Below are 24,274 nucleotides of genomic sequence, written 5' to 3' on the forward strand. Positions count from 1 at the left end.
TTCTAGCCTGTGATGATCAACACGAACATCGACACAGCCTAGAAAGGCTATGCTACGACACTCGGCCCATCCACCCACTGCGGCGGGATCATGATCTGGCGTGGCACCTCGGGCACGCCGTGCTCATGCTGCGAGAGCTGCGTGACGATCAAATCGACCGCTGCAGCGGCGAGATGATCGCGTTGCTGATAAATCCCCGCGAAGTCCGTCATCTTGGGCGTCCAGTCATGCACTACGAAGCCGATGTCCTGTGGAATGCGCAGGCCGAGGCGCTTCAGCCAGCCTGGAATATGAGTGTCGAACGTGATCAGCGCGTCCGGCTGGTGCTCGCGCATCCATTTCGCAAAAGCCTCGAAGCCCTTGCTGATGTCGTTGCTCGGGAACAGCAGCAGCGGCACGCGATCTTCCGCTGACAAACCGTGCTGCCAGTGAAACAAGCCGCCGCTGTAGCCGAACTGCGAGCGGTTCACGATCCACTTCGTCACCGCCACGCCGATGCGCCGGTAGCCACGCGCATGGAGTTGCTCCGCCGCCGTGTGGATGCCCAGCGTCATGTTTCCTGCGCACATGTGCAGCGCGGGCGTGCTCATCGCATTCCCAAACGTCACCGCCGCGAAGGGCGAGTAGTCCAGCTTGCTGCATGGAAGCTGCATGCTCTGCGGCGAAACGATCACGCCCTCAATGCCTCGCGCGTGCAGGATCTTTTGCAGCCGCTTCGGCGTCAGGCCGTCCTTGCCCAGATAAAACTCCGCCACCGCATAACCATGCCCGTGCGCACGTCGGCGGATGTCCTCGATGGGCACATATTGATACGACGGGCTCAGCAACCCGTCCTGCGGCACATGCTCACGGATCACCGCGATCACCGCCCGCACCCGCGTCTCCTTCTTGCCCCGCACCACCTGCATCATCCGCGCCAGATGCGGGTCCGGCTGGTAATCGAGCCGCTTTGCCTCACGCAGCACCAGCTCCCGCTTCTCCGCCGAAACCTTTGGCGCTCCACGCAGCACCCGCGACACCGTCATCATCGACACGCCAGCGGCGCGGGCGATGTCTTTGAGCGTGGCGGAGGTGGTTTCGGGCATGGTGTTAGCATAACATGCGAAGACGCCTGTCCATCTGTGAAATGCATTCGCTGAGCGCGTTTTAACCCATCATGACCTTCCGACCTCTTTTCTGCCTCCTTGCGATCTCGGCACTTCTTTGCGTCCAAAGCCTGGCTCAGAGTCTCGTTCCCGCGAACTGGGACCCGGCGCTCGCTGGAGACATCGTGATGCAGCGCCTCGTGAACACCTCCGCGCCTCGCGTGAAAGGCACGCACGATGCGGAGTTTATCTGCATCGGCGACCGCGGTTATCTCGTGACCGAGGCGAATGATCGGCGCGCGGGGGAAAGCTCGGGCTGGCCTTTCATCTACGTCACGATGTCCATCGTGAATCTGAAGACGCTCGCGCTGGAAAGGGTCATCGACTTCGCCCGCAGCGAGCAGGTCTTTGAAAACGAGACGCTGCCGTTCGGGCAGTGCTTCGTGCCGCGGATTCTTCAGAAGGATGCGAAGACGCTGCGTTGTTATTTCACCAGTCAGGATCCCGGCAAGCGGCAGTCGCAGATGTGGTATATCGACTTCGATCTGGAACGCGCGGCGTTCGAGAACCGCATTTTTCGTGCGAAGCTCAAAACGGCGGCTGGCACCTTCGACATGCAGCCGCAGTATTTTCATGCGGATGCGGCGGCGCAGGGCTTCAAGCGGCCGGCCAGGGACGCGGGCTTGTTCATTTTCGATTCGTTCAAGCAATTCGACGGCAAGACCTACGTCGCGCTGAACAACTTCCCCGTCGGGCAGAACGCGCTCGCGCTAGTCCACGACGACCTCGTCACCTTTGAAGTCGTCGGCCATTACAACGAGCCGCAATCGCAGCAGCTCAGCGAATCCGCCGTGAACAAACTGCCCGACGGCACCTGGATGGCGATCTGCCGCAACGACAAGGGCAACTACCACTTCACCACGAGTGCCGATGGCAAAACCTGGAGCGTCGGCACGGAGATGCCTTTCGTGAATGGCTCAAACTCGAAACCCACTTTCGACAAGTTTGGCGGCATCTACTATCTCGGCTGGCAGGATGCCGAACTGATCAACCGCGACCGCCGCACCATCTTCAACATCGACATCTCCCGCGATGGCAAAACCTGGGAGCGCAAATACCGCTTCGTGACACCGTATTCATTCCAGTATCCCACGCTGCATGAGCATCAGGGCGTGATCTGGCTCAGCGTCACCCAAGGAACGTTGAAGGACCGCATCATGTTCGGCAAGCTGGAGGATGTGGGCCAGTTCGAATCCCTTGCTGGCAAAAAGCGCATTTCCTGGCCTGCGCCACTGCGCGCGGATCAGGGCACCATGAAGCGCGGCGAGAAGCTGTTCACAGATCGCGAGTATGTGATCGACCAATTGCCTGATCAGGTGCGCGACATGCCCTTCCTGCGCACCAGCATCGAGAAGACCGATGTGAGAGTCAGCAAGGCGGGCACGCTCTACGCCCTGACACCGACGAACCGCCCGAAAGCGGCCTGTCAGCATGACGCGCTGATCAAGGCAGGCTTCAGCAAAGTCGAAGTGCCCGAGGTGCAGCTTTTTCCCGGTGAGATCAATCGCGTGAGCCTTTACCGCAAGGAGGTGAAGACCGGCGAGCGGCTGCAATTCAAGAAGATGGTGCTGCTCATCATGGGCCAGGGCGTGAAGCTCGGGGCGCTGAATCCCGATGAGCCGCTGATCCTCATGAATCCGGGGGCGGAGTTTCAGGATGAGGCGCGGCCGGGCGCGATGATCATCGGCATGGATCGCACGCCGAAGGGTAGGATCTGGGGCTGCTGGACGGGCACGGGCGACAAGAAGGACGGCTACTTCCTGCTGGCGACGAGCGATGACGATGGCACGACGTGGTCGAAGCCGCGTCTGGCGGTCGGCGCACGCACCGAGTTCACGCAGAAGCTCAGCGGGGCGCTGGTGGGCAATCTGTGGACCGATCCAAAGGGCCGCTTGTGGTTGTTTTTCGATCAGCAGCTCGGCGATGCCGCAGGACGCATCAGCAACTGGTTCATCCGCTGCGACAACCCGGATGCCGACGCGCCCGAGTGGTCAGAGCCGGTGAAGTTTGCGGAAGGCTGCACACTGAACAAACCGACGGTGCTCAAAAACGGCGACTGGCTGCTGCCGGTGTCGGATTGGCAGAAGAAAACAGCGCGTGTGTTTGCCTCAACCGATGAAGGCGCAACGTGGAAGGAGCGCGGCAGCTTGCAGTTTCCTGACTGGCAGTTCGACGAGCACATGACCGTCGAGCTGCGCGACGGCCGTCTGTGGATGCTCGCTCGCACAAGTGGTCAGCCGCACGAGAGTTTTTCCACCGATGGCGGCGCGACATGGAGCGCACCGAAGCAAGCCGCGACGGTGCAGAATGTCAGCTCACGCTTCTTTCTGCGTCGGCTCAAATCCGGCCGCATCCTCCTCGTGAAAAACGGCTCGCCTGCCGAGCGCCTGCCAAAGCGCACGCACATGTCCGCCTATCTCTCTGACGACGAAGGCCAGACATGGAAAGGCGGCCTGTTGCTCGATGAACGCAACGCAGTGTCCTACCCCGATGGCTTTGAGTCGCCCGATGGCCTCATCCACATCCTCTATGATTGGAACCGCCACAGCGATGCCGAGATCCTCATGGCGAAGTTCCGCGAGGACGATGTGCTCGCGGGCAAGGTCGTGTCGAAAGACGCGAAGCTGCTCATGCTCGTGAACAAAGCCACCGGCCCGAAGCCCGAGAAGCTCTACAACGGCATCGAGCTGTCGCTGCCATGGCCGCCGCCCTTTCGCGATCCGAACTCTGCCGAGCCGATGGAAGTGCCGTATTTGAAGCGTCCACTCAAGTCGATCCCGATTGATGTGGGTCGCCAGCTTTTCGTGGACGACTTCCTCATCGAGAAAACCACGCTCAAACGCACCTTTCATCAGGCGAAAAAGTTCGAGGGCAATCCCGTCTTCAAAGCCGAGACCGAGCGCGAACTCGGTAAGTCCACAGAGGGTGAGAAGGGCGAGGAAGCCACCACCTTCACCGGACAAGGCGGCGTGTTTTACGATCCGGCGGAAAAGCTCTTCAAGATGTTCTACGTCGCCGGTTGGCGCGGACCCCTCTCGCTCGCCACGAGTCCTGACATGAAGACTTGGACACGTCACGGCCAGCTTTTGCCCGAAGGCTTGCGCTGGACCGGCCCGAAGCTCGCCACCGGTGGCTCCGACAACTGCGTGTGGCTCGATTTGAACGCAAAAAGCCCCGCCGAGCGCATCAAGTATCTGACCTGCTGGCTGCATGTGCCGAAGGAGCAGCGGCCCGATGGCTTCATGCACTCGCTGCATGTCTCCGATGGCAAAACGTGGTCCGACGCCGCGCCCACCACAATTGCGGCAGATGATTACTGCTCCTTCTTCTACAATCCATTCCGTGAGAAGTGGTGCTTTAGCATCAAGCGCGGCACGTCGCGTGGCCGCAGCCGTTACTACCATGAGAGTGACGAGTTCCTCAAAGGCGCTGACTGGGGCAAAGGCGTGTATTGGACCTGTGCCGACAAACTCGATCTTCCCGAGCCGAAAGACCGCTATACTGGCGCAGGTGAGCAGGCGCAGCTCTACAGCCTGAATGCCGTGGCGTATGAGAGCCTCATGGTCGGCATGCACTACATCCATCGCGGCCCAAAGAATGACATCTGTGAGAAGGGCAAGTTCCCGAAGCTGCTCGATCTCGAACTCGGCTTCAGCCGCGATGGCTTCCACTGGGATCGACCGGATCGCCGAGGCTTCATCGTTGGTTCACGCACCGAAGGCTCGTGGGATCGCGCTTATCTGCATGGCGCGGCGGGCGTCTTCGTGGTGCTCGACGACCAGCTCGTCTTCCCCTATATGGGCACCAGCGGCATCGCACCGAGCGGTCATCGCGGCATGTATACCGGCGGCAGCATCGGCCTCGCCACGCTGCGACGCGATGGCTTTGCGAGCATGGATGGCTCTGGTGAGCTGACGACGCGTCCGGTGAAGTTCAAAGGCAAGCATCTCTTCGTGAACGTGAATGGAGAAGTGCGTGTGGAAGTGCTCGATGAGGCTGGAAAGGTGCTGCGAAGCTCCAAACCGGCGGTGGGTGACCAAACCAAGCTCAAGATCGAATGGACCGACGGCGCGGACTTGTCGGACATGGCCGGGCGAAATGTGAAATTGCGCTTCCATCAGACGAAGGGCTCGTTGTATGCCTTTTGGGTCACGCCGGACGAAAAAGGCAACAGCAACGGCTACGTCGGCGCAGGCGGGCCGGACTTTGGCGGCGTGAGAGACATCTCCCAATAACTTCATGAAACGCTTCTTCGACTGGTTCAACAATCTCTACCCCGTGTGGCTCGTCACGCTGGCGGTCATCGCGTTTTTCAAGCCACAGACGATGCTGTGGTTCGACAAGCCGTGGATCTTCTGGTCGCTGGCGGCGTCGATGCTCGGCATGGGGCTCACCTTGAGTCTGGACGACTTCAAAGCCATCGGCCGCATGCCGGGGAGTGTCGCGCTGGGATTCATCGCGCAATACACGATCATGCCGCTGTCAGGCTGGATGGTGGCGACGGCGCTGAAGCTGGAGCCGGGCCTCGCCGTGGGCATCATTCTGGTGGCGAGCTGCCCCGGCGGCATGGCGTCGAACATGATCAGCTACCTCGCCAAAGCGAACGTGGCGCTGTCCGTGGTGCTCACGATGGCCTCGACGATGCTCGCGTTCTTCTTCACACCAATGTGGACGAGTCTGCTGGCGGGCAAGTATGTGCCGGTGGACGCGTGGGGGCTCTGTGTGTCCGCTTTTCAGCTCACCATCGCGCCCGTGGTGCTCGGCGTGCTCATCCGATGGAAATTGCCGCGCACGGCGGATCAAATCGGGGCCTGCGGGCCGACGGTGGCCGTGCTGGCCTTCACGCTCGTGAGCGGCGGCATCGTGGCCGCAAGCGCGGACGCCATCGAGGCGAATTTTGGCAAGCTGGCGCTCGCAGCCTTCGTGCTGCATGTGCTGGGTTTTGGTGTGGGCTATGCCATATCAAAGGTGCTGCGTTATCCTGAGTCCGTGGCCCGCACGGTCAGCATCGAGGTCGGCATGCAAAACGGCGGCATGGCAGCGTCACTCGCCCGTGAGCACTTTGCTGCGATGCCGCTCGCGGCTGCGGCAGGTGTCTTCAGCGGTGTGCTGCAAAACATCATCGGCGGCCTGCTGGCGTCATGGTGGAAACGACGCACACCTGACGCATGAGCCGCCGCGACATCTATTATTGGAAATGCGACCGTCCGGCAGCCTTTCACGGCACGCAGTCGCGTGGCGAGGTGGATGCGAATCTAGCATCCCAACTCGAAACAGAGCTTCAAAGGCACTTCGACACGCAAAACGTCATTTTGAGCCCCGGAGCCGGTCAGGGCAATCATCTCACCTGGAATGCCGACGTGGATGGAAAGCCGCTTTTCATCCGCGTGGAGAATGGGCCCGAAAAAGACGCGCATCTGGCCGTGGAGTCGGCTTTGCTCGATCGGGTGCGTGTGGCGGGTGTGGTTACGCCGCGAGTTTTCGGCTGCGATGCTTCACGAAGCCGCGTTTCATTCGCGTGGCAGGCTTTGGAGCGGATCGAGGCACCGGATTTGAATCAGTGGTTCAAGCAAGGGACGCTGGAGGTGCCGAAGATCGCGTTCGAGATCGGCGTGGCGGTGGCGAAGTGGCAAGCGATCACGCTGGAGGGGTTTGGTGTTCTAGAGTGGTCCGGACAGTCCTCTGTGCGGAACGAAGGCCAAGCGACGCTCGAACCGCACAGAGGACTGTGCGGACCACATTGGGCTTACGCCGACTACTTCCATTTGCGGCTGGAGGAGCATTTGAGCTTTCTCGTTTCGCGCGACTTTCTGACCAGTGCGGAGGAGATCATGACCGAGATCGAAAACCACCGAGCCTTGCTCGATCTGCCGCAAGGCTGCCTTGTCCACAAAGACCTCGCGCTCTGGAACATCCTCGGCACACGCGATCAAATCGCCGCCTTCATCGACTTCGACGACGCGATCAGTGGCGATCCGATGGATGATCTCTCACTGCTCGCCTGCTTCCACGATGCCGCGTTTCTTCAGAGAGCCTTCGAGGGCTATCAAAGCATCCACGTCTTGCCAGAGCATCACATGCGTCGCTTCTGGCTGCATCTGCTGCGGAACATGATCGTGAAGGCCGTTATCCGCGTCGGCGCGGGCTATTTTGATCGTGACGACGGCTTTTTCCTCATCAGCAGTGGCTCATCCGGTTCAAGTCTGCGCGAAATGACGCAATCACGGCTCGCATTAGCCTTGCGCGGCTTGCGCGAGGGCAGCGGCCTCGACATTCTATCACCATGAAAACTCACATCGGCACCTTTCTCTCCATCGGATCACCTGCGGTTACGGAACTCGCAGCGGAATGCGGCTTTGACTGGGTTCTCATCGACTTGGAGCACGGCTGTGAATCCGAAGCAGCATTACCAAACCAACTGCGCGCCCTGCGTGGCAGCCAGACGCTGGCGATTGTGCGCGTGAGTGCTCCGCATCCTGATTTGATCAGCCGAGTGCTCGACTGGGGCGCGGACGGCATCATGGTGCCGCATGTGAACACCGTCGCGGAAGCGCAGCATTGCGTTGATGCCGCCTACTATCCGCCGAAAGGCCATCGTGGCGTCTCACGCACCGTTCGAGCTTATGGCTACGGCATGAGACTTCCGGCGGGTGCGATGCCGAAGCCGATCATCCTCGCTCAAATCGAAACAGCCGATGCGGTGGCAAATGCGGATCAAATCGCTGCGGTGGAGGGCATTGATGCTCTGTTCATTGGCCCGGCAGATTTGAGCTACGACTTGAAGGCCCGGAACTCACCGCTGCCTTATGATGACTGCGTGAACACCATCGTGAAAGCCACGAAGGTTCACGGCAAAGGCTGCGGCATCCTCGTGCGGCATGCGGATGATCAGGCGAAGCTGCTCGAAATGGGCTTTACTTGGCTGGCGATGGATTCTGATCTGTCGCTCGTGCGAGAGGGCTTCAAACGGAATCTGGCAGCGGCGCGGAAATAGTCGGACTTTTTTCTGCACGGCAGGCTTTTTTGCCTACCCTCGCGGCCCCATGACCGCATCCCCCCAAATCAAATCCAAGATCGTCGAACTGTGCGAAACCCTCGTGGCCGACAGCGACGTGCAAAGCGCCCGCGAGAAGGCCGAGGCCTTCCTCGCCAATGAAGAGGCCGTGTCGCTCTACCGCGAGATGGCGACGATGGGCCGTGCCCTGCACCAGAAGCAGCACAATGGCGAAGAACCCACCGGCGAGGAAATCAGCCGCTTCACCGATCTGCAGGACAGTTGCGATGCGAATCCGGCCATCCTGAGCTTCATCGAGGCACAGGACGTGCTGCGCGGCATCGCCGAGGTGGTGACGAGTTTTGTCGGCAAGAGCCTGGAGCGCGGACAGGTGCCGACTGAGGCGGAAATCTTCTCCAAGGGCTGTGGCGAAGGCTGCGGTTGCCACTAAACCATCGCGTGTGATGAAAGCGCTCGCCCTGCTCGCCTCGCTGCTGTTTTGCGCCTCAGCCTTCGCGGGCGAGGCGAAGACGGTCCGCATCCTCACCATCGGGAACAGTTTCTCCCGCAACGCGACCAATCATCTCGATGATCTCGCGTTGGCGGGCGGACACACGTTGATTCACACGCCGCTGGTGATCGGTGGCGCGTCGTTCCAGGTGCATGCGGACAAAGCGAAGGCGGAGGGCAAGGCGCGGCTGTACACGAATGGGCGTGATTTGGTCGCGAATCTCACGGCAGAGAAGTGGGACTACGTCACGATCCAGCAGGCGAGCATCAAGAGCCACGATTTTGCCACCTACCAGCCGTATGCGGGCATCCTGCGCGATTACATCACCAAGCGTGCGCCGCAGGCGAAGCTGCTGATTCATCAAACGTGGGTGTATCGGAAAGATGATCCGCGTTTTACGAAGCCATCGGACAAAGCGGGTGAGCCGAAGACGCAGGAGGAGATGTATCGTGGTTTGACCGCCGCCTACGACAAGATCGCCGCTGAACTCGGCGGGAAGGTGATTCCGGTGGGCGATGCGCTTTTCATGGCCGATACGGATGCGACCTGGGGCTATCAAACCGACACGTCCTTTGATCCCAAGACCGCGAAACAGCCCGCGTTGCCGAATCAGACGCATTCGCTACACGTCGGCTGGCGCTGGGCGAAGTCGAAGGATGGCAAGAAGATCACGCTCGGCATGGACGGGCATCACGCGAACACGGCGGGCGAATATCTCGGCGCCTGTGTCTGGTATGAGGTGCTGTTTGGAGAGAGCGCTGTCGGCAACAGCTACATCCCGAAAGGCTTCGATGCCACCTACGCCCGTTTTTTGCAGGAAACGGCACACAAGGCCGTGCAGGCGCGGGCGAAATGATGTCCAAAACAGCGCGGCGGTGTCCTATTGAAAGCCATGACACGTTTTGCCATCCTGTTCTTCGCCCTCAGTCTCTGCGCGCATGCCGCCACGGAGGCGGATGTGATTGTTTATGGAGCCACGCCGGGCGGGTTTTGTGCCGCCATTGCCGCGGCGCGTGAGGGAGCGTCCGTGATCCTGCTGGAGCCGACGGCTCATGTCGGGGGCGTGAATACAGGAGGGCTTTGCTTCAGCGACTCGAATCAAACGGTGCGCAGCACGGTGCTGGGTTTGTTTGATGAATGGCACTCTCGTGTCGAAAAGGACTACCAGCGGCGAGGCGTCGAACTGCCTTACAAGGTAAGCGAGAAGGATCACAAGCACTGGACCTATGAGCCTCACGTCGCGGCAAAGATCACGAAGGAGATGCTTGATGAAGCTGGCGTGAAGGTGCTGACGAAGCGCGTGCTCAAGTCAGTGATCAAAGACGGCGCACACATCACGAAGCTCACGACGAGTGAGGGCGACTTCGCGGCCAAAGTCTTCATCGACGGCACCTACGAGGGCGATTTTATGGCCGCAGCCGGCGTGAACTGGACGATTGGCCGCGAGGGGCGAAAAGAGTTCGGTGAGTCGCTGGCCGGGAAGCAGTACCCGAAGGCGAAGATGGCGATTTCGGGCCTCGGAACCGATGGCAAGCCGCTGCCGCTCGTCACCACGACGGATGCCGGCCCCGACGAGGCAGGCGACAAAAACGTGATGGTCTATAGCTTCCGTCTCTGTGTGACGAAAGACCCGGCGAACCGCGTGCCGTTTCCGAAGCCCGCGAACTACGATCCGGCACGATTTGAGGTCGTGAGGCATTACTTTGCGCAGGAAAAGCGACCGCATCAGCTGTGGGACCTGTATCCGCTGCCGGGGAACAAGTTCGACGCGAACAACGGCATCGGGAAACAGTTCTCCATGGGGCTCGTTGGTGCCTGCAATGGCTGGAGCGAGGCGGATGAGGCGGGTCGCGCGAAGATCTGGGAGGCGCACAAGCAATACACGTTGGAGATGCATCACTTCCTCAGCACCGATCCCGCCGTGCCGGTCGCGATTCGCGAGGAATACGCGCAGATCGGCCTCTGCCGCGATGAATTTCCCGAATACGGCCACTGGTCCCCGCAGCTCTACGTCCGCGAAGGCCGCCGCATGATCGGCGAATACGTCGTCTCGCAGAAAGACATCATGGATGAGCCGAAAAAGGACGATGCCATCGTTGTGTCATCCTTCCCTATCGACTCGCACGACTGCCAGCGCGTCGGAACGGGAGAAATGGTCGTCAATGAAGGCACCATCATGCCAGTGCGCATTCCAGGCCGCAGACACGGTTATGCGTATCACATCCCGTATCGCGCCATCACGCCGAAGGCGGCCGAATGCTCGAACTTGCTCGTGCCTGTGGCGCTCTCCTGCACCCACGTTGGCATCTCCTCGATCCGTGTGGAGCCGACGTGGATGATCCTCGGCCAGAGCGCCGGCATTGCGGCGGCGATGAGCGCCAAACAAAACCTCGCGGTCCAAAAGCTGCCGTATCCGGCTTTGCGTGAGCGACTGCTCGCACAAAAGCAGGTGCTCGACTTACCTGTCCTCGCCGATCTGCCACCCGAACCGAAAGGCGCGGTGAACATCGACCCCAAGACGCTTCCCGGCATCGTGCTCGACGACAAGCAGGCCGAGCTGAAAGGCGAATGGAGCCACTCCTCCGGCTTCAAGCCGCACATCGGCACAGGCTACCTGCATGACGACAAGCGCGGTGACGGCCAGTCCATCGCCATCTTCCGCTTCAAAGCCCCGAAGCGAGGAAAATACGACCTCCGCATGGCCTACTCTGCCCATGAAACCCGCGCCACGAAAGTGCCGGTGACGATTGAAAGCGGGGGCCGCAAAACCGAGATCAAAGTCGATCAAACACAGCCGCTCCCCGCTGGCGAAGCCTTCCGAAGCATCGGCACTGTCGAACTCGATGCTGGTTCTGAAACGAAGATCACCGTCAGCAACACGGGAACGGACGGCTTTGTGATTTTGGATGCGCTGCAACTCAATCCCGCCAAGGATTGAGCGCCGCATGACTCGTTTCGTTTTCGCTCTCGTCCTGTTTTGCACCGCCGTTCGTGCCCAGCCCTTCGCGTGGGGCGTCAACGGTCATCCCGTGTCGCAGGAAGGCTACTGGCAGGTGCCGCTGACGACGCAGTTGGATTGGGTGAAGGAACTGGGTGCCGGATGGTATCGCTGCGACATCAGTGCGGCCTCGTTTCAGGCGAACACGGCGCGGATCGACGAACTGCTGGCCGAGGCGGAGAAGCGCGGGATCAGGCTGCTGCCGGTGCTCGTGCCCGGTGCGGAGTTGATGTCTGAAAAGACATCGCTGCCACAGCTCCAGGCCGCTGCATCTGAGTTTGCCCGTGCCATCGTCAGCCGCTACCGAGGTCGCATCACCCATTGGGAGCTGGGGAACGAGCTCGATCTCTTCGCCCTCATCAGGAAGGGCGAGACCACACGCGGCGGGAAGCTGTGGGAATGGGACGGCGCTCCGGATGGCAGCAGCGCGGATGATTATCATCATGGCCGCTATGAACGCGCCCGCGCCTTCATCCAAGGTTTGCAGGGAGGTGTGAAGAACGCTGATCCTGCCGCGCTCACGCTCGTGGACACGGCGGGCTGGCTGCACCACGGCTTCATCGAGCGGCTGGTGAATGAGAATCGCGTGCCCTTCGACATCCTGGCCTGGCACTGGTATTCCGAAATGGGTGACATGACAAAAGTGCGCGGCACGCTCGATCTCATCGCGCTGCTGAAAGGCTACGGCAAACCGCTCTGGATCACCGAGATCAACCGTCGTGATGGCAGCAAAGGCGGGCAGGAGCAGGAAGCGGCGGATTATCTGGCAGCGACAGCGAAACAGCTTCGCGAGCATCCCGCTGTCGAGGCATTCTTCGTCTATGAACTGCTCGATGAGCCGTATTTCGGCGCGGATGGCGAGTCCGACTACGGACTCGTTAAAATCTCGCGCGAAGGCGGCTCCGGCTGGAAAGACAGCGGGAAGAAACTGGCCTTTGAGAAGCTGCGTGAGGTCATTCAGTCGCAAAAATAAGGCCGATCATGTCCAAACGCTCGTTTGAGCGTCCTGAGGAAGATCATCGTTCACGAACAAAGAGACAGATGGCTTCATCATCCTGGATGCGCTGCAACTGCTGCCCGCGCCTTGATGGCAAAATGGGCAAGATTTTGTGTAACCGATGCCTCTGGTCGGCATTTCATGAGGCGACGCGCTCCCTCGCCCAAATGAAACACCCCATGCTCAAAACGCTCACCCTTCTCGTCGCCATCACCTGCCTGACGAGTTCCACCTTCGGCCAAGGACCGCTGATCGAACGGCTGCGTGAACGCATGGCGGCACGAAAAGGCTCGGTTGACTCGGTCGAACTGAGCTACGGCAAAGACCCGCTGCAAAAGCTCGATTATTGGAAGCCGATGAAGGCCGGATCGCCACTGGTGATCTTTGTGCATGGCGGCGGCTGGAAGAGGGGTGACAAAAGGAACGCCACAGGCGAGGAAAAGCCGGGGCATTATCTCCAGCAGGGCTATGCCTTTGCCTCGATCAACTATCGCCTCGTGCCCGCCGCCACGGTGGAGCAGCAGGCGCAGGATGTGGCGGATGCCATCGCGCATCTCATCGGTCGTGCGGAGTCACTTGGCTTTGACGCTACTCGGGTCGTGCTGATGGGACACAGCGCCGGGGCGCACCTGTCAGCGCTCGTCGGCACGGACATGCAGTATCTGAAAAAGGCCGGGCTGCGGCCTCAGTCGTTGCGCGGCGTGATCCCGCTCGATGGCGCGTGCTACGATGTGCCACGCCAGATCGCGCAGGGCGGTGATTTCATGCATGACACCTACATTCAGGCATTTGGCAGCGAAAAGGAACGGCAGCTTGCGCTATCACCCACGGCGCAGGCCGCCGCTCCAAACGCTCCCGCGTTTCTGATCCTGCATGTGCAGCGGGTCGATGGCACGGCGCAATCGCGGGCGCTTGGCGAGGCCTTGCAAAAGGCAGGAACGCCCGCCGAGGTGCGCGGCTTTGACGGTGTGGGTCTCAGAGGTCACGCCGAGATTAATCGCCGCCTCGGCGACCCTGCCTATGCCGCGACTCCGGTCGTGGACGAGTGGCTGGAACGCGTGTTTGCGAAGTGAAAGCGGACGCGAATCATGTAATAGAAGGAAAAGCGGCCAGATCGTGTCCAAATGGTCGTTGCAGCAACCTGAAGAAGCTTTCCCAACCATGCACACCCGCCGCCACTTCATCTCCGCCATCACCGCCGCGCTTGGCGGTTCCGTTTTTGCCGCGAATGGCAAGCCCAAGACCATCGTGCTGCAATCCGCGTGGGATACGGTGAACATCGGCGACATCGGCCACACGCCGGGCACGCTGCGAGTGATCGAGCAGCATCTGCCCGAGGTGAAGATCGTGCTGTGGGCGATGAAGCTCGATGATCGTGTCACCGCGATGCTGAAGGCGCGCTTCCCCAAAGTGACCATCCTCCAAGGCAGCCTCCTCAAAGATGGCGAGAAAGACGAAGTGCTGAAGCAAGCTGTCAAAGATTGCGACTTCTTCATCCGCAACTCCGGCATGGGCCAGGACATCACCCACATGCAGTTTTGCCAAAAGCACGGCAAGCCCTACGGCCTGTTTGGTCAGTCCTTCTTCCCCAGCATGGTCGAAGGCAAGGGCGCGGAGGAGCGCATCGCGCTGCTGAATGGCGCGTCCTTCATCTACACCCGCGAGACGAAGACACTGAAAATTCTCCAGGGCGCGGGCATCAAGGCCGCCGCGTTGCAGTTCGGCCCCGATGGCTGCTTCGGTATCGACGTGCGTGATGACGAACGCGGACTCGCGACGATGAAGAAGCTCGGTCTGGAAGACCGGAAGTTCATTACCATCCAACTGCGCACCAACACCGCCAAACTCCCCGGCGTGGATGACACACGCACGCCGAAGCTCAACCCGCTGCACCCCACGCCCGAGCAGATCGCCGATGACGAGCGTCGCGCCGCGAAGTATCGCGAGCTGATCACACTGTGGGTGAAAAAAACCGGCCACAAGGTGCTCATCGCGCCGGAAGTGAAGAAGGAGATGGAGCACAACAAGCGTCTTATCCACGATCTGCTGCCGCCGGAGATTCAAAAGCACGTCGTGAACCTGGAGTATTTCTGGAACGCCGACGAGGCCGCTTCCATCTTCGCGCGAGCGCACACCATCGTCTGCCACGAGCCGCATTCACCGATCATCGCGCTGGCGAACGGCACGCCGATCATCCACACCTACTCCGAGTTCCACTCGCCGAAGTGCTGGATGTTCCAGGACATCGGCCTGCCCGAATGGCTGCTCGAAATGGACGAAACTCCTGTCGAGAAGATGGCTGAGACGCTGTTAGCCATTGATGCCGACTATCCCGCTGCTCAGGCGAAAGTGAAAAGGGCCATGGCCTATGTGCATGAGTGCTTCGCTGGCTCGATGAAGCATGTGAAGAGCGTGCTGGCAGAGCAGTAAGCCTGCGAAGGCCACGAAAAAAGCTCGGGAGGACTGGCTCCGCACACGTTTTACGGAGCCGGTGTTACTTTCAACCGCATGAAGCGATGACCGCTGCTGCCGGCGGGCACGAGGGCTTTGACGATCTGGGTGGTGCCGTCATCGCTCTGCACCTCCTCGGTCACGCCTGTGTTGCTCCAGCCGGTCGCTCCTAGGGTGTCGTTCCATTCCACTGTGAAAATGTCTCCGGCGCTCACAGCCGCGACACTTCGGGTGTAGGTGTACTCCAGACTGGAGCCTTTGACCGCCGTGGTGACGGGCAGGGCATTGCCTTTGGTCGGGTCCAGATTGCAGGCTTTTTCAATGAGATTGGGGATGCCGTCGCCATCGAAGTCGGCATCATCCGCAGTGGTGCCCGTGTTGGCGGTGGTGCCAAAGTGGCGGTGCCGCCATGCCTGCGCACGGGACAGGGTGGTGAGGGTGATGTCATTGCCGTCCCCTCCGGTGTAACTGATGACAAAATCATTGTTGTTGACGATGACGACGCTGCCCTGGGGTCTTCCTGCGAACGTGCCGCTGATGGGACCGGCGCTGGTCTTGTTCAGGATGGTGAAAGAGGCTCCCGCAGAGAGACTGGGGGCGGCGGTGATGGCCAAGTCTCCATGGAGGGCGACGTCACCGGAGACATTGAGCTGGTCATATCCGTCTCCCGGGGTCGTGTTGTTGAGGCGCATCCTTAGAAGGGCGCTGCTTTGCAGGCTGAGGTTGTTGTTGATCGTCGTCACCCCCTGGACAGCAAATGTTCCGCTGCTGATGGTGACGGGTGCGGTCTGAGTGTTGAGCTGTCCGGCAACCGTGTTAACGGTGTTAACCGTGCTGCCAAGCACAAGGTTCTGGGAGACGGAGGTTGAGAAGTTGAGCGAGGTGGCGTGAAGGCCAAGGACAGATGATCCGCTCAGGCTGACGGGATTGCTCCCTGGTGTGTTGATGGCTATACTGCCTAGGGTGGCAAGCGTGATATTCGACAATGTTAAAGACGAGGTGTCAGCGGTAGATAGGGTGAGCGGGGCCGTGCCGAGTGTGGGAGCGGTTGTTTCGCCCAAGACAATAGAATTACCGCCGATGGTGTTGATGGTCCCCAAGCTGGTTTGGTTGGCAAGAGTGGCTCCCGCCAAGGAGCCTGTGAGCACATCTGAGTTGAATGTATTGTTCAGGCTGATCGGATTTGTGACTGACGCTGAATTCTGCACAATAGTTGTGGCACCACTGGACGCATTAGTGAGCGGCGGCGTCGAGCCGATGATAAGAGAGCCGGTGTTGAGGCTAAGGTTCGACGTGATAATCGACACACTTAAACTGCTAGTCGTGGCTCCGGTGAGGGTGAGCGTGGCACCGGAACTGCTGCTGACGGAATTCTCAGTGGTCGAAGGGGGGCTTCCTGTGGCCCCGTTGTCAGGGCTGCTGGTCTGCGCTGCCACAGGGAGCACGAAGAACACAGCAACGAGCGCGGCCATGCGGTGTAGGTGGCGGAAAGACGGCATTTCAATTTTTTACCCAATGCGCGCCTGGCTGGCAATCTTTTTTCTCGGGCGGTTTAGCCTAAACCGATGCCGCAGATGCATCGTCAGGGATGGATCATGAGACTGCACGCCGATCATCCTCGCCTGTCTGAGTTCCGCTCACGGGAGAGCTGGGTGCTCAAAATTTCGGGCGAGAGTGTAAATGCCCCAAAAGAGCCAAGGCTTTGCGGACTCGGTGCGGCCGGAGACGGGCATTTTCACCGCAGTTTGAAGCATTTTCGGGCGGAATGCGTTATGAGCGCCCATGTCTTTCCGCAGCCTCTTTGCCTGTCTGTTTCTGATGGGAGATCTTCCAACGCGAGGAGATGTCACGCTCGTCAGTGAAGGCAGGCCGCTGACGGTGATCGTCACACCGGACCGTCCCACACGCGTTGTGGTTTACGCGGCGAAAGAACTCAGGGACCATGTTGAGAAAGCCTGTGGTGCGCGGCTGGAGGTGATCGCAGAAAGCGCGGTCAAAGCGGATTCACGCCCGCGCATTTATCTGGGTGCCTGCCGTGAGATGGGTGCCGATGTCGGCAGGTTGGCTGCCGAGGCGTTCGCGCTGCGGGTCACTGATTTGGCGGTTTTCATCGCTGGAAACGACGGCGGTGGTGATCCGCTCGATGCCAGCACCAGCGCAGGAACACTTTGGGGCGTTTATGAATGGCTCGACCGTGATTTGAATGTGCGCTGGCTTTGGCCGGGCGAACTCGGGACGCATGTGCCGAAAACAAAGACCGTTACCGCCAAGTCATGCGACGAGACCATCGCGCCGCGTTTCTTCCAGCGCCGCATCCGTCCAGGACTTGGTTTTGAAAGCACCCATCCCGCGCTGGGCTTCACCACGGCGGCGGCGAAGCAGTTCAGTGACGAACAAGCCGTGTTTCTGCGGCGGCATCGCATGGGACGGAGTTATCCGGTGAGTTACGGCCATGCTTTTGTTGATTGGTGGCAGAAGGACGGCAAGGCACACCCGGAGTGGTTTCAGCTTCTGGAGGGCGGCAAGCGCGGTCCGAAGAAGAAAGACGGACGCTTTTCCATGTGTGTCTCGAATCCCGATCTCCAGCGCGAGATCGTGAATCGCTGGACCACAAAACGGCCGCCGGATGCGAAAACACCCGGATTTATCAACGCCTGTGAGAATGACATCCTCGGCCTCTGCATCTGCGAAAACTGCCGCGCGCTCGATGGTCCCGCGCCTGCGGATTATCTCACATTTTATCCGCCGGACTCGAAGGTAGCGGGCTCGCGCTTTGTCTCGGATCGTTATGCGAAATTTTGGCTGGGCGTGCAACGGCAGGCTCCCGCAGGCACCACGGTGGTCGGTTATGCCTACTTCAATTACTTCTCGGCCCCCACGAGTGGTATCAAACTCAATCCGAACATCCTCATCGGCTACTGCCCGTCCGCGGGATGGTTCCCTCGCTCCGAGGAGGAGCATGTGTGGATGAAGCGGCAATGGACCGGCTGGCGCGAGACAGGCGCGCGGCTCTTCATGCGCACGAATCACCTGCTCGACGGCTACTGCATGCCCTTCATCTTCGCGCATCAGTTCGCCGACGAGTTTCATCATGCGGTGAAGCACGGCATGGTCGCCACGGATTACGACTCATTGACCGGTCACTGGGCCACGCAGGGGCCGAATTTGTACGTCGCCTCCCGTCTGCATGTGCGACATGAGGCTTCGGCGAATGAATTGCTCGCCGAATACTTTTCCGCGTTCGCTGCCGCTTCCGAGCAGGTGAAACGCTACTTCGACCACTGGGAAAATTTCACCACGAACAGCCGTGAGAAGATCAACCAGACGATGGAGGCACTGCAAACCTCCCGCTGGCGGAACTGGGCCAAAGCCGCACATGTGTTGTATCCGCCTGAATGCTTCACGCCCGCTGAAACGATTCTCGAAGAGGCAGCGAAGGCTGCACGTTCCGATTCGGAAGCCGCCGCGAGAGTGAAATTCCTCCAGCTCGGTCTTCAGCATGCGAAACTCTGCGCCCGCGTGTCCGCGCAGCTCTCACTCGCCAGCTCCACAGCATCGAAAGGTGAAATTAAGATCGCTGTCGATGAACTGCTCGTCTTCCGCCGGGCGAACGAGCGCTCTGGCATCGGCAACTTCAACCACCTCGCTTGGGTGGAGGAGCTGAGCTGGAAATTGTCCGAAGAATCCCGCCAGACCCCCGATTTGTATCCGTGATGCCCACACGCCGCGCTTTTCTCCAACACAGCACGCTTTGCCTCGCCGGATTCGGCGCGGGGAAGGTGCTAGCCGCCGAAAACGATGCCAAGCCGCTGCTGCGGGTCGGTTTGATGACGGATCTGCATTACGCGGACAAAAATCCGACCAAGACGCGCTTTTACCGCGAGGCGCTGGCGAAGCTCGACGAGGCTGTTGAGGTCATGAACCGCGAAAAACCTGCGCTGGTGATCGAGCTTGGCGACTTCATCGATCAGGCGGATTCGGTGGAGCGGGAGATCGAGTGGCTGAAAGTCATGGAGTCGCACTTCGCCAAGCTGGAGATGCCGAGGCACTACGTTATGGGCAATCACTGCGTCGGCACGCTCACGAAGCATGAGTTCGCGCAGCACACGAAGGCGGCGGGAGGTCATGCGGCCTTTGAGAGCAGTGGTGTGACCTTCTTGATCCTGGACGCCTGTTTTCGCGAGGACGGGACTCCGTATGAACGGAAGAACTTCAACTGGCAGGATGCGAACCTTCCCAAAGCCGAGCTGGCATGGCTGGAAGCTGAATTGAGCAAGGCCAGCGGCCCGGTGATCGTGCTGGCTCATCAGCGGCTCGATCTGGACAAGGCTCATGCCGTGCGCAATGCCGCCGAGGTGAGGTCGTTGCTCGAAAAGTCCGGCAAGGTGCTCGCCGTCTTCCAGGGACACTCGCACAAGAACGACTATCAACAGATCAGCGGCATCCACTACACCACGCTGGTGGCGATGGTGGAGGGCAGCGGCGTGGAAAACAGCGGCTACACGATGCTGGATGTGATGTCAGACAGCTCGCTGCGTTTGAACGGCTTTCGCAGGCAGATGAACCGCACTTTGAATCACGCATGAAACATCTCCTTCTTTTGGCACTGGCAAGCACTGCTTTGGCAGTGGAACCCGGCTTCGAGCCGATCTTTGACGGCAAGACGCTCGATGGCTGGAAGCACGGCGGCAACTGGTCGGTGGTGAATGGCGAGATGGCCTGCATCAAGAAAGGCGGATCGCTGGTGTATGAGAAGGCCAAGGTGCCGGATGACTTTGAGCTGCGCTTCGACTGGAAAGTCGCCAAGGGCTGCAACAGCGGCGTGTATTACCGTCCCACGCAGTATGAGTATCAACTGCTCGACAACGCGAACAGCCCCTACGGCGAGAATCCGCGTCAGGCGGCGGCTTCGCTCTTCTTCGGCATGGCACCAACGAAGGATGTCGTGAAACCGTTTGGCGAATGGAATGAGGGGCGCATTGTTTGCAAAGGCACGGTGATCCAGCACTGGCTCAATGGCGAAAAGGTGATCGACTTCGACTACACCGACCCGCGCTGGCACAATGAGATTGAGGTGCTTCGCATCCGTGGAGGTGACTTGACGAAACGCGGCGCGAACCTCTCGCTCCAATACCACGGAGCGGACGTGTGGTTCAAAAATCTGCGCTGGCGGACGATCCCGGCAGACGAGAAGGTCGTGTCCGAAAATTTAACGCCAATGCCGATCTCCGATGGTGCTTTGCGCAAAGAGCAGGAGCGGGTGAACAAGATGCTGGCGGGCAAAAAGGGCGACTGGCGGCACGAAGAGGGCAAACGCTTCAAAGCAGAAGAAGCGCATCAAGGCGTGGCCGTGGATGCGGAGCACTTTTATGCGATCACGAACGCCGCCATCGGCAAATACCGCAAAGACACGGGCGAGCGCGTCGGAGGCTGGAATCCGGCCGCAGGAGGTCACATCAAGCATCTGAACGCCGGTGTCGTGCTGGATGGCAAACTCTGGTGTGCGCACTCGAACTACCCCGAAATGCCGATGAAGAGCTCCGTGGAGGTCTTTGATCCGCAAACGATGCAGCATCTCGAAAGCATCGACCTCACGAGCGTGGGCGGTTCGCTGACGTGGGTGGATCGGCGCGATGGCTGGTGGTATGCCTGCTTCGCGCAGTATGCCAAGACGGGCAACCCAGCGCGCACGCGTGTCGTACGCTTCGATCTGAACTGGAAGACGGCAGGTGAGATTCGCTTTCCGCCCGAGGCGGTGGCGAAGTTTGGCAAGAATAGCAGCTCTGGCGGCAGCTTTGGACCAGATCGCCATCTCTTCATCACCGGGCACGATGCGTCGGAACTGTATGTGATGGACCTGCCCGTGACAGGCGATGTCTGGACTTGGAAAACGATGATTTCGATCAGCGCTCGTGGTCAAGCCTTTGCATGGGACCGGAGCGCAGGTGGCGTTTTGTACTCCATCGACCGGAAGAAGCGCGAGGTGATTGTTTCGCGAGTCACGGGTGATTGACAAGACGGCGGCCCGGTGGATGACATGCGGCATGTCCGCCAAACCCGATCCCGCCACGCTTCCTTGCAGTCCTCTCGATGAAACTGCCGGTCTGAAATACTTCCCGCGCATGATTGGCAAAATTCGCCTGCATTCCGCCGGTCGGTTGTGGGAGGACCTGCACGCCAATCTCGGCAAAGGCAGCGACGGTGCGCTGTTGGACTTCCTGCATATCAACTACGACGACCTGAAGACCCGCGTGCTGGAAGGCGGCACCGATGATGACATCCTGCAATGGTGCCAGCAGCGCAGTCGGACGCTGAACGACAACGAGAAGCTGATCTGGAATCATTATGTCAAAACACTCGGCTGGAATGACCACATCACGGCCATTTTGGCGAAGCGGAAGGCCGATGGAGGTCTCGGTGATCGCGACGACATCCAAACCATCGCTCATTACATCGACGTGGATGAAGGAAGGCTGCTGTGAATGAGTCAGGAGGCTTCCCAGCCAGTTTCGCTCTGGCGCAGCGTGAGACAGTCGCTGCGCGGGGAGGAGCATGATTACACCTCGCTGCCGCTGAATCGCGCGGTGATCCTGCTCGCGGTGCCGATGGTGCTGGAGATGATCATGGAGTCGTTGTTCGCGGTGGCGGATGTGTTTTGGGTGTCGCGGCTTGGCAAAGAAGCGGTGGCCGTCGTGGGCATCACGGAGTCGATCATGACGCTGATCTATGCGGTGGCGATTGGCATCTCGATTGCCGCCACGGCGATTGTATCGCGTCGCATCGGCGAAAAAAAGCCCGAACTCGCGGCGCAGGTCGCAGGGCAGATCGTGTTGCTCGGCGTGCTCGTCTCGGCGGGCATCGGCATCGTGCTGGGCATCTTTGCGCCGGACATTTTGCGGTTCATGGGCGCGGGCGAGGAGATCGTGACGCTCGGCGCCGATTTCACGCGCGTGATGCTCGGCGGCAATGTGACGGTGTTCATGATCTTCCTCATCAACGCCATCTTTCGCGGAGCGGGCGATGCGGTGATCGCGATGCGGACGCTTTGGCTCGCGAACGCGCTGAACATCGCCCTGGGGCCCTGTTTCATCTTTGGTTGGTGGATTTTTCCCGAGATGGGCGTCACTGGCGCGGCGGTGGCGACGAACATCGGACGTGGCGTGGGCGTGCTGTATCAGCTCTGGCATCTCGCAGGCCATCACAGCCGCGTGAAGGTGCGCTGGTGCCATTTCAAACCCGAGCGCGAGATCATCGGCGCGGTCTTGAGCAAGTCTGGCAGCGGCATCGCGCAGTTGCTCATCAGTACGACGAGCTGGGTGGGCCTGTTCAAGATTCTCGCCATGTTTGGCAGCACGGCGCTGGCAGGTTATACCATCGCGGTGCGTCTGGTGATGTTTGCCTTGATGCCCGCGTGGGGTTTGGCGAATGCTGGCGCGACGCTGGTGGGCCAAAACCTGGGTGCAGGCAAGCCGGAGCGTGCCGAGGAGGCGGTGAAGATCGCCACCAAGTTCAACATTATCGTGCTGAGCGTCGTCGGTATCGGTTTCGTGCTGTTTGCGGGGCCGCTACTGTGTTTGTTCACCACGGAGCCGGAGGTGCTGGCCTTTGGCACGCAGTCGCTCTGGATCGTGAGCCTCGCGTTCCCGCTCTATGCCGCCGGGATGTGCTTTGAGGCCGCTTTCAACGGCTCCGGCGACACCTGGACGCCAGCACGGCTGAACTTCATGTGCCTGTGGATCGGGCAGATTCCCATTGCCTGGATCTTGTCGAAATCACTCGGCTTCGGCCCTGTGGGCGTGTTCATCTCTGTTCCAGTCGCCTTCTCGCTGCTCGCCATCTGGAGCTGGTTCCTGTTCAAACGTGGGAAGTGGAAGTCGCAGAAGGTTTGAGCGTAAACTTTCATCCATGATCACCCGCAGCCTCATCTTCCTTGTTGTCACCGGTCTGCTCTCCGCCGACACGCCGGAGCAAGCCGTCGAAAAAGCGCACAACGAGCTGTGGCGGCGGTTTGTCGATGAGCACGATCTCATCCTCGATTACGTCGGCTTGAAAAGTGAGATCGTGCGGCCTACGGCGGAAGATTGCCGCGAGATGAAGCCAAGCGCCCTGAGCTGGGGCGTGCCGAATGAGGATGGGCCAATGTTCAACGGGCTGTATCTCGATGCGGCGTGCAATCGCTGGCTGATCACGCAGAAGAACGAGGATCGCACAAAGGCACGCCGACTCATCGACGGACTCATCAAGGTCTCGACCATCGGCAAGACGCCGGGCTTCATCGCGCGTGGCATCGCCACCGATGGCAAGACGACGTATCCGATGGGCTCGAATGATCAGACCACGCCGTGGCTGTATGGCATCTGGCGTTATGTGACCGATGGCTTGCCAAAAGACGACGTGGAGCGGCGAGACCTCGTGAAGCGCTTCATCGAGCAGGTGAAGGTGCTCGACAGCCACGGGTGGAAGGTTCCCACCGACGGGCCGCCGTCGAAGTATCGCGGTGATTTTGCGAAACCGACGTGGGAGGCCGTGCCAAGGCTCCTTTTCATCATGAAAGCGATGCACGCCTTCACGGGCGACGCATCGTGGCAGGAGCGCTACCTCGCTGCCGCACATGAAAAGGTAGGCAAAGGCCAGCGCGAGCGTTTGGAGATCTGCCGCATCGGCATGGTCTTCGATCCCAGCCAGGGCGAGCGTCATACGTGGACCGGCAGCGAGTGTGTCATCTGCCTGCGCGGCCTCTGGGAGATGGAAACGAACACCACTTTGAAAAACGTGTATGCCGAGGGCTTGCGTCACAGCGCCGAGGTGGCCGCGCAAAGCCTCGGCTTGATCGACAAGTTCGACGTGAACGGCACGGAGCCTTTCAACGTGGATTGGCGCGTGATGAACGCCGCCTGGAAGCCGCAACACAGCGAGGCGGAAGCCGTCGAGGTGGCCCTCGCCGGTCTGAAGCTCCAGCACGCCGCTTCACCGCGCATGCACATCGAGAAGGATTATCTCCGCGAGCCCTGCTTCGCCGCGTGGGTCGTCACGCTTTGTCCTGATCGTGAGTTTGTAATGTCTCAACGCGCCGCCATCGAAAAGGTCATCACGCACTATGATTTCAGCCGCGTGTATTTGAGCCAGTTCTTCCCCGTCGAGTCCGCGTGGTGGCGAATGCAGTTGTTGAAGTGAATGA

Annotated in this window: 18 protein-coding genes; 16 read left to right on the forward strand and 2 right to left on the reverse strand. The window is 60.0% G+C overall.

Annotation, left to right across the window (positions count from 1 at the left end; genetic code table 11):
* Positions 1–47 precede the first annotated feature (47 nt).
* Positions 48–1,085, reverse strand: coding sequence for a LacI family DNA-binding transcriptional regulator (locus tag U1A53_RS09000; protein ID WP_322280325.1), 1,038 nt, complete (start codon positions 1,083–1,085; stop codon positions 48–50).
* A gap of 71 nt (positions 1,086–1,156) precedes the next feature.
* On the opposite strand from U1A53_RS09000, the gene U1A53_RS09005 reads away from it, so the two are divergent.
* The 10 genes from U1A53_RS09005 to U1A53_RS09050 all read left to right on the forward strand — a co-directional run bounded on the left by U1A53_RS09005 (position 1,157) and on the right by U1A53_RS09050 (position 15,075).
* The gene (locus U1A53_RS09005) at positions 1,157–5,380 is read left to right on the forward strand and encodes a sialidase family protein (protein WP_322280326.1); all 4,224 of its coding nucleotides are present in this window, start codon (positions 1,157–1,159) and stop codon (positions 5,378–5,380) included.
* A 4-nt stretch (positions 5,381–5,384) separates the two neighbouring features.
* On the forward strand, positions 5,385–6,317 hold the full coding sequence (locus U1A53_RS09010; RefSeq protein ID WP_322280327.1) for a bile acid:sodium symporter family protein: 933 nt from the start codon (positions 5,385–5,387) through the stop codon (positions 6,315–6,317).
* Complete coding sequence (locus U1A53_RS09015; RefSeq protein WP_322280328.1) at positions 6,314–7,432, forward strand: phosphotransferase; 1,119 nt, start codon at positions 6,314–6,316, stop codon at positions 7,430–7,432. Before U1A53_RS09010 ends, U1A53_RS09015 begins: the two co-directional genes overlap by 4 nt.
* Entirely contained in the window at positions 7,429–8,139 is a 711-nt protein-coding gene (locus U1A53_RS09020) for an aldolase/citrate lyase family protein (protein WP_322280329.1), read from the forward strand. Before U1A53_RS09015 ends, U1A53_RS09020 begins: the two co-directional genes overlap by 4 nt.
* Before the next feature lie 49 nt (positions 8,140–8,188).
* Positions 8,189–8,590: a YlbF family regulator gene (locus U1A53_RS09025; RefSeq protein ID WP_322280330.1), complete on the forward strand. Its 402-nt coding sequence runs from the start codon at positions 8,189–8,191 to the stop codon at positions 8,588–8,590.
* A gap of 13 nt (positions 8,591–8,603) precedes the next feature.
* Positions 8,604–9,506, forward strand: a complete 903-nt coding sequence (locus U1A53_RS09030; RefSeq protein ID WP_322280331.1) for a DUF4886 domain-containing protein — start codon at positions 8,604–8,606, stop codon at positions 9,504–9,506.
* Between the two features lie 36 nt (positions 9,507–9,542).
* The gene (locus U1A53_RS09035) at positions 9,543–11,588 is read left to right on the forward strand and encodes an FAD-dependent oxidoreductase (RefSeq protein WP_322280332.1); all 2,046 of its coding nucleotides are present in this window, start codon (positions 9,543–9,545) and stop codon (positions 11,586–11,588) included.
* Between the two features lie 7 nt (positions 11,589–11,595).
* Entirely contained in the window at positions 11,596–12,621 is a 1,026-nt protein-coding gene (locus U1A53_RS09040; protein WP_322280333.1) for a glycosyl hydrolase, read from the forward strand.
* A 203-nt stretch (positions 12,622–12,824) separates the two neighbouring features.
* Entirely contained in the window at positions 12,825–13,718 is an 894-nt protein-coding gene (locus U1A53_RS09045) for an alpha/beta hydrolase (RefSeq protein ID WP_322280334.1), read from the forward strand.
* A gap of 88 nt (positions 13,719–13,806) precedes the next feature.
* Positions 13,807–15,075 (forward strand): polysaccharide pyruvyl transferase family protein, encoded by a 1,269-nt coding sequence (locus U1A53_RS09050; protein ID WP_322280335.1) that lies wholly within the window; start codon positions 13,807–13,809, stop codon positions 15,073–15,075.
* 50 nt (positions 15,076–15,125) lie between these two features.
* On the opposite strand, the gene U1A53_RS09055 is transcribed toward U1A53_RS09050, so the two are convergent.
* Positions 15,126–16,568, reverse strand: coding sequence for a hypothetical protein (locus U1A53_RS09055; RefSeq protein WP_322280336.1), 1,443 nt, complete (start codon positions 16,566–16,568; stop codon positions 15,126–15,128).
* Positions 16,569–16,878: 310 nt separating this feature from the next.
* Between U1A53_RS09055 and U1A53_RS09060 the strand changes: the two genes are divergently transcribed.
* Genes U1A53_RS09060 through U1A53_RS09085 form a run of 6 tightly spaced genes read left to right on the forward strand, consistent with a single transcriptional unit; the run spans position 16,879 to position 24,270 of the window.
* Entirely contained in the window at positions 16,879–18,810 is a 1,932-nt protein-coding gene (locus tag U1A53_RS09060; RefSeq protein ID WP_322280337.1) for a DUF4838 domain-containing protein, read from the forward strand.
* The gene (locus U1A53_RS09065; protein ID WP_322280338.1) at positions 18,810–19,682 is read left to right on the forward strand and encodes a metallophosphoesterase; all 873 of its coding nucleotides are present in this window, start codon (positions 18,810–18,812) and stop codon (positions 19,680–19,682) included. The genes U1A53_RS09060 and U1A53_RS09065 overlap by 1 nt, the downstream gene beginning before the upstream one ends.
* A complete protein-coding gene (locus tag U1A53_RS09070) occupies positions 19,679–21,109 on the forward strand; it encodes a DUF1080 domain-containing protein (RefSeq protein WP_322280339.1) in 1,431 nt (476 codons plus the stop codon). Before U1A53_RS09065 ends, U1A53_RS09070 begins: the two co-directional genes overlap by 4 nt.
* Positions 21,110–21,140: 31 nt before the next feature.
* Positions 21,141–21,578 (forward strand): DUF5069 domain-containing protein, encoded by a 438-nt coding sequence (locus tag U1A53_RS09075; protein ID WP_322280340.1) that lies wholly within the window; start codon positions 21,141–21,143, stop codon positions 21,576–21,578.
* Positions 21,579–22,985: an MATE family efflux transporter gene (locus U1A53_RS09080; protein ID WP_322280341.1), complete on the forward strand. Its 1,407-nt coding sequence runs from the start codon at positions 21,579–21,581 to the stop codon at positions 22,983–22,985.
* Positions 22,986–23,001: 16 nt separating this feature from the next.
* Positions 23,002–24,270, forward strand: coding sequence for a hypothetical protein (locus U1A53_RS09085; RefSeq protein WP_322280342.1), 1,269 nt, complete (start codon positions 23,002–23,004; stop codon positions 24,268–24,270).
* Positions 24,271–24,274: the final 4 nt, after the last annotated feature.

The sequence above is a fragment of the Prosthecobacter sp. genome (assembly GCF_034366625.1).
Classification (GTDB): Bacteria; Verrucomicrobiota; Verrucomicrobiia; order Verrucomicrobiales; family Verrucomicrobiaceae; genus Prosthecobacter.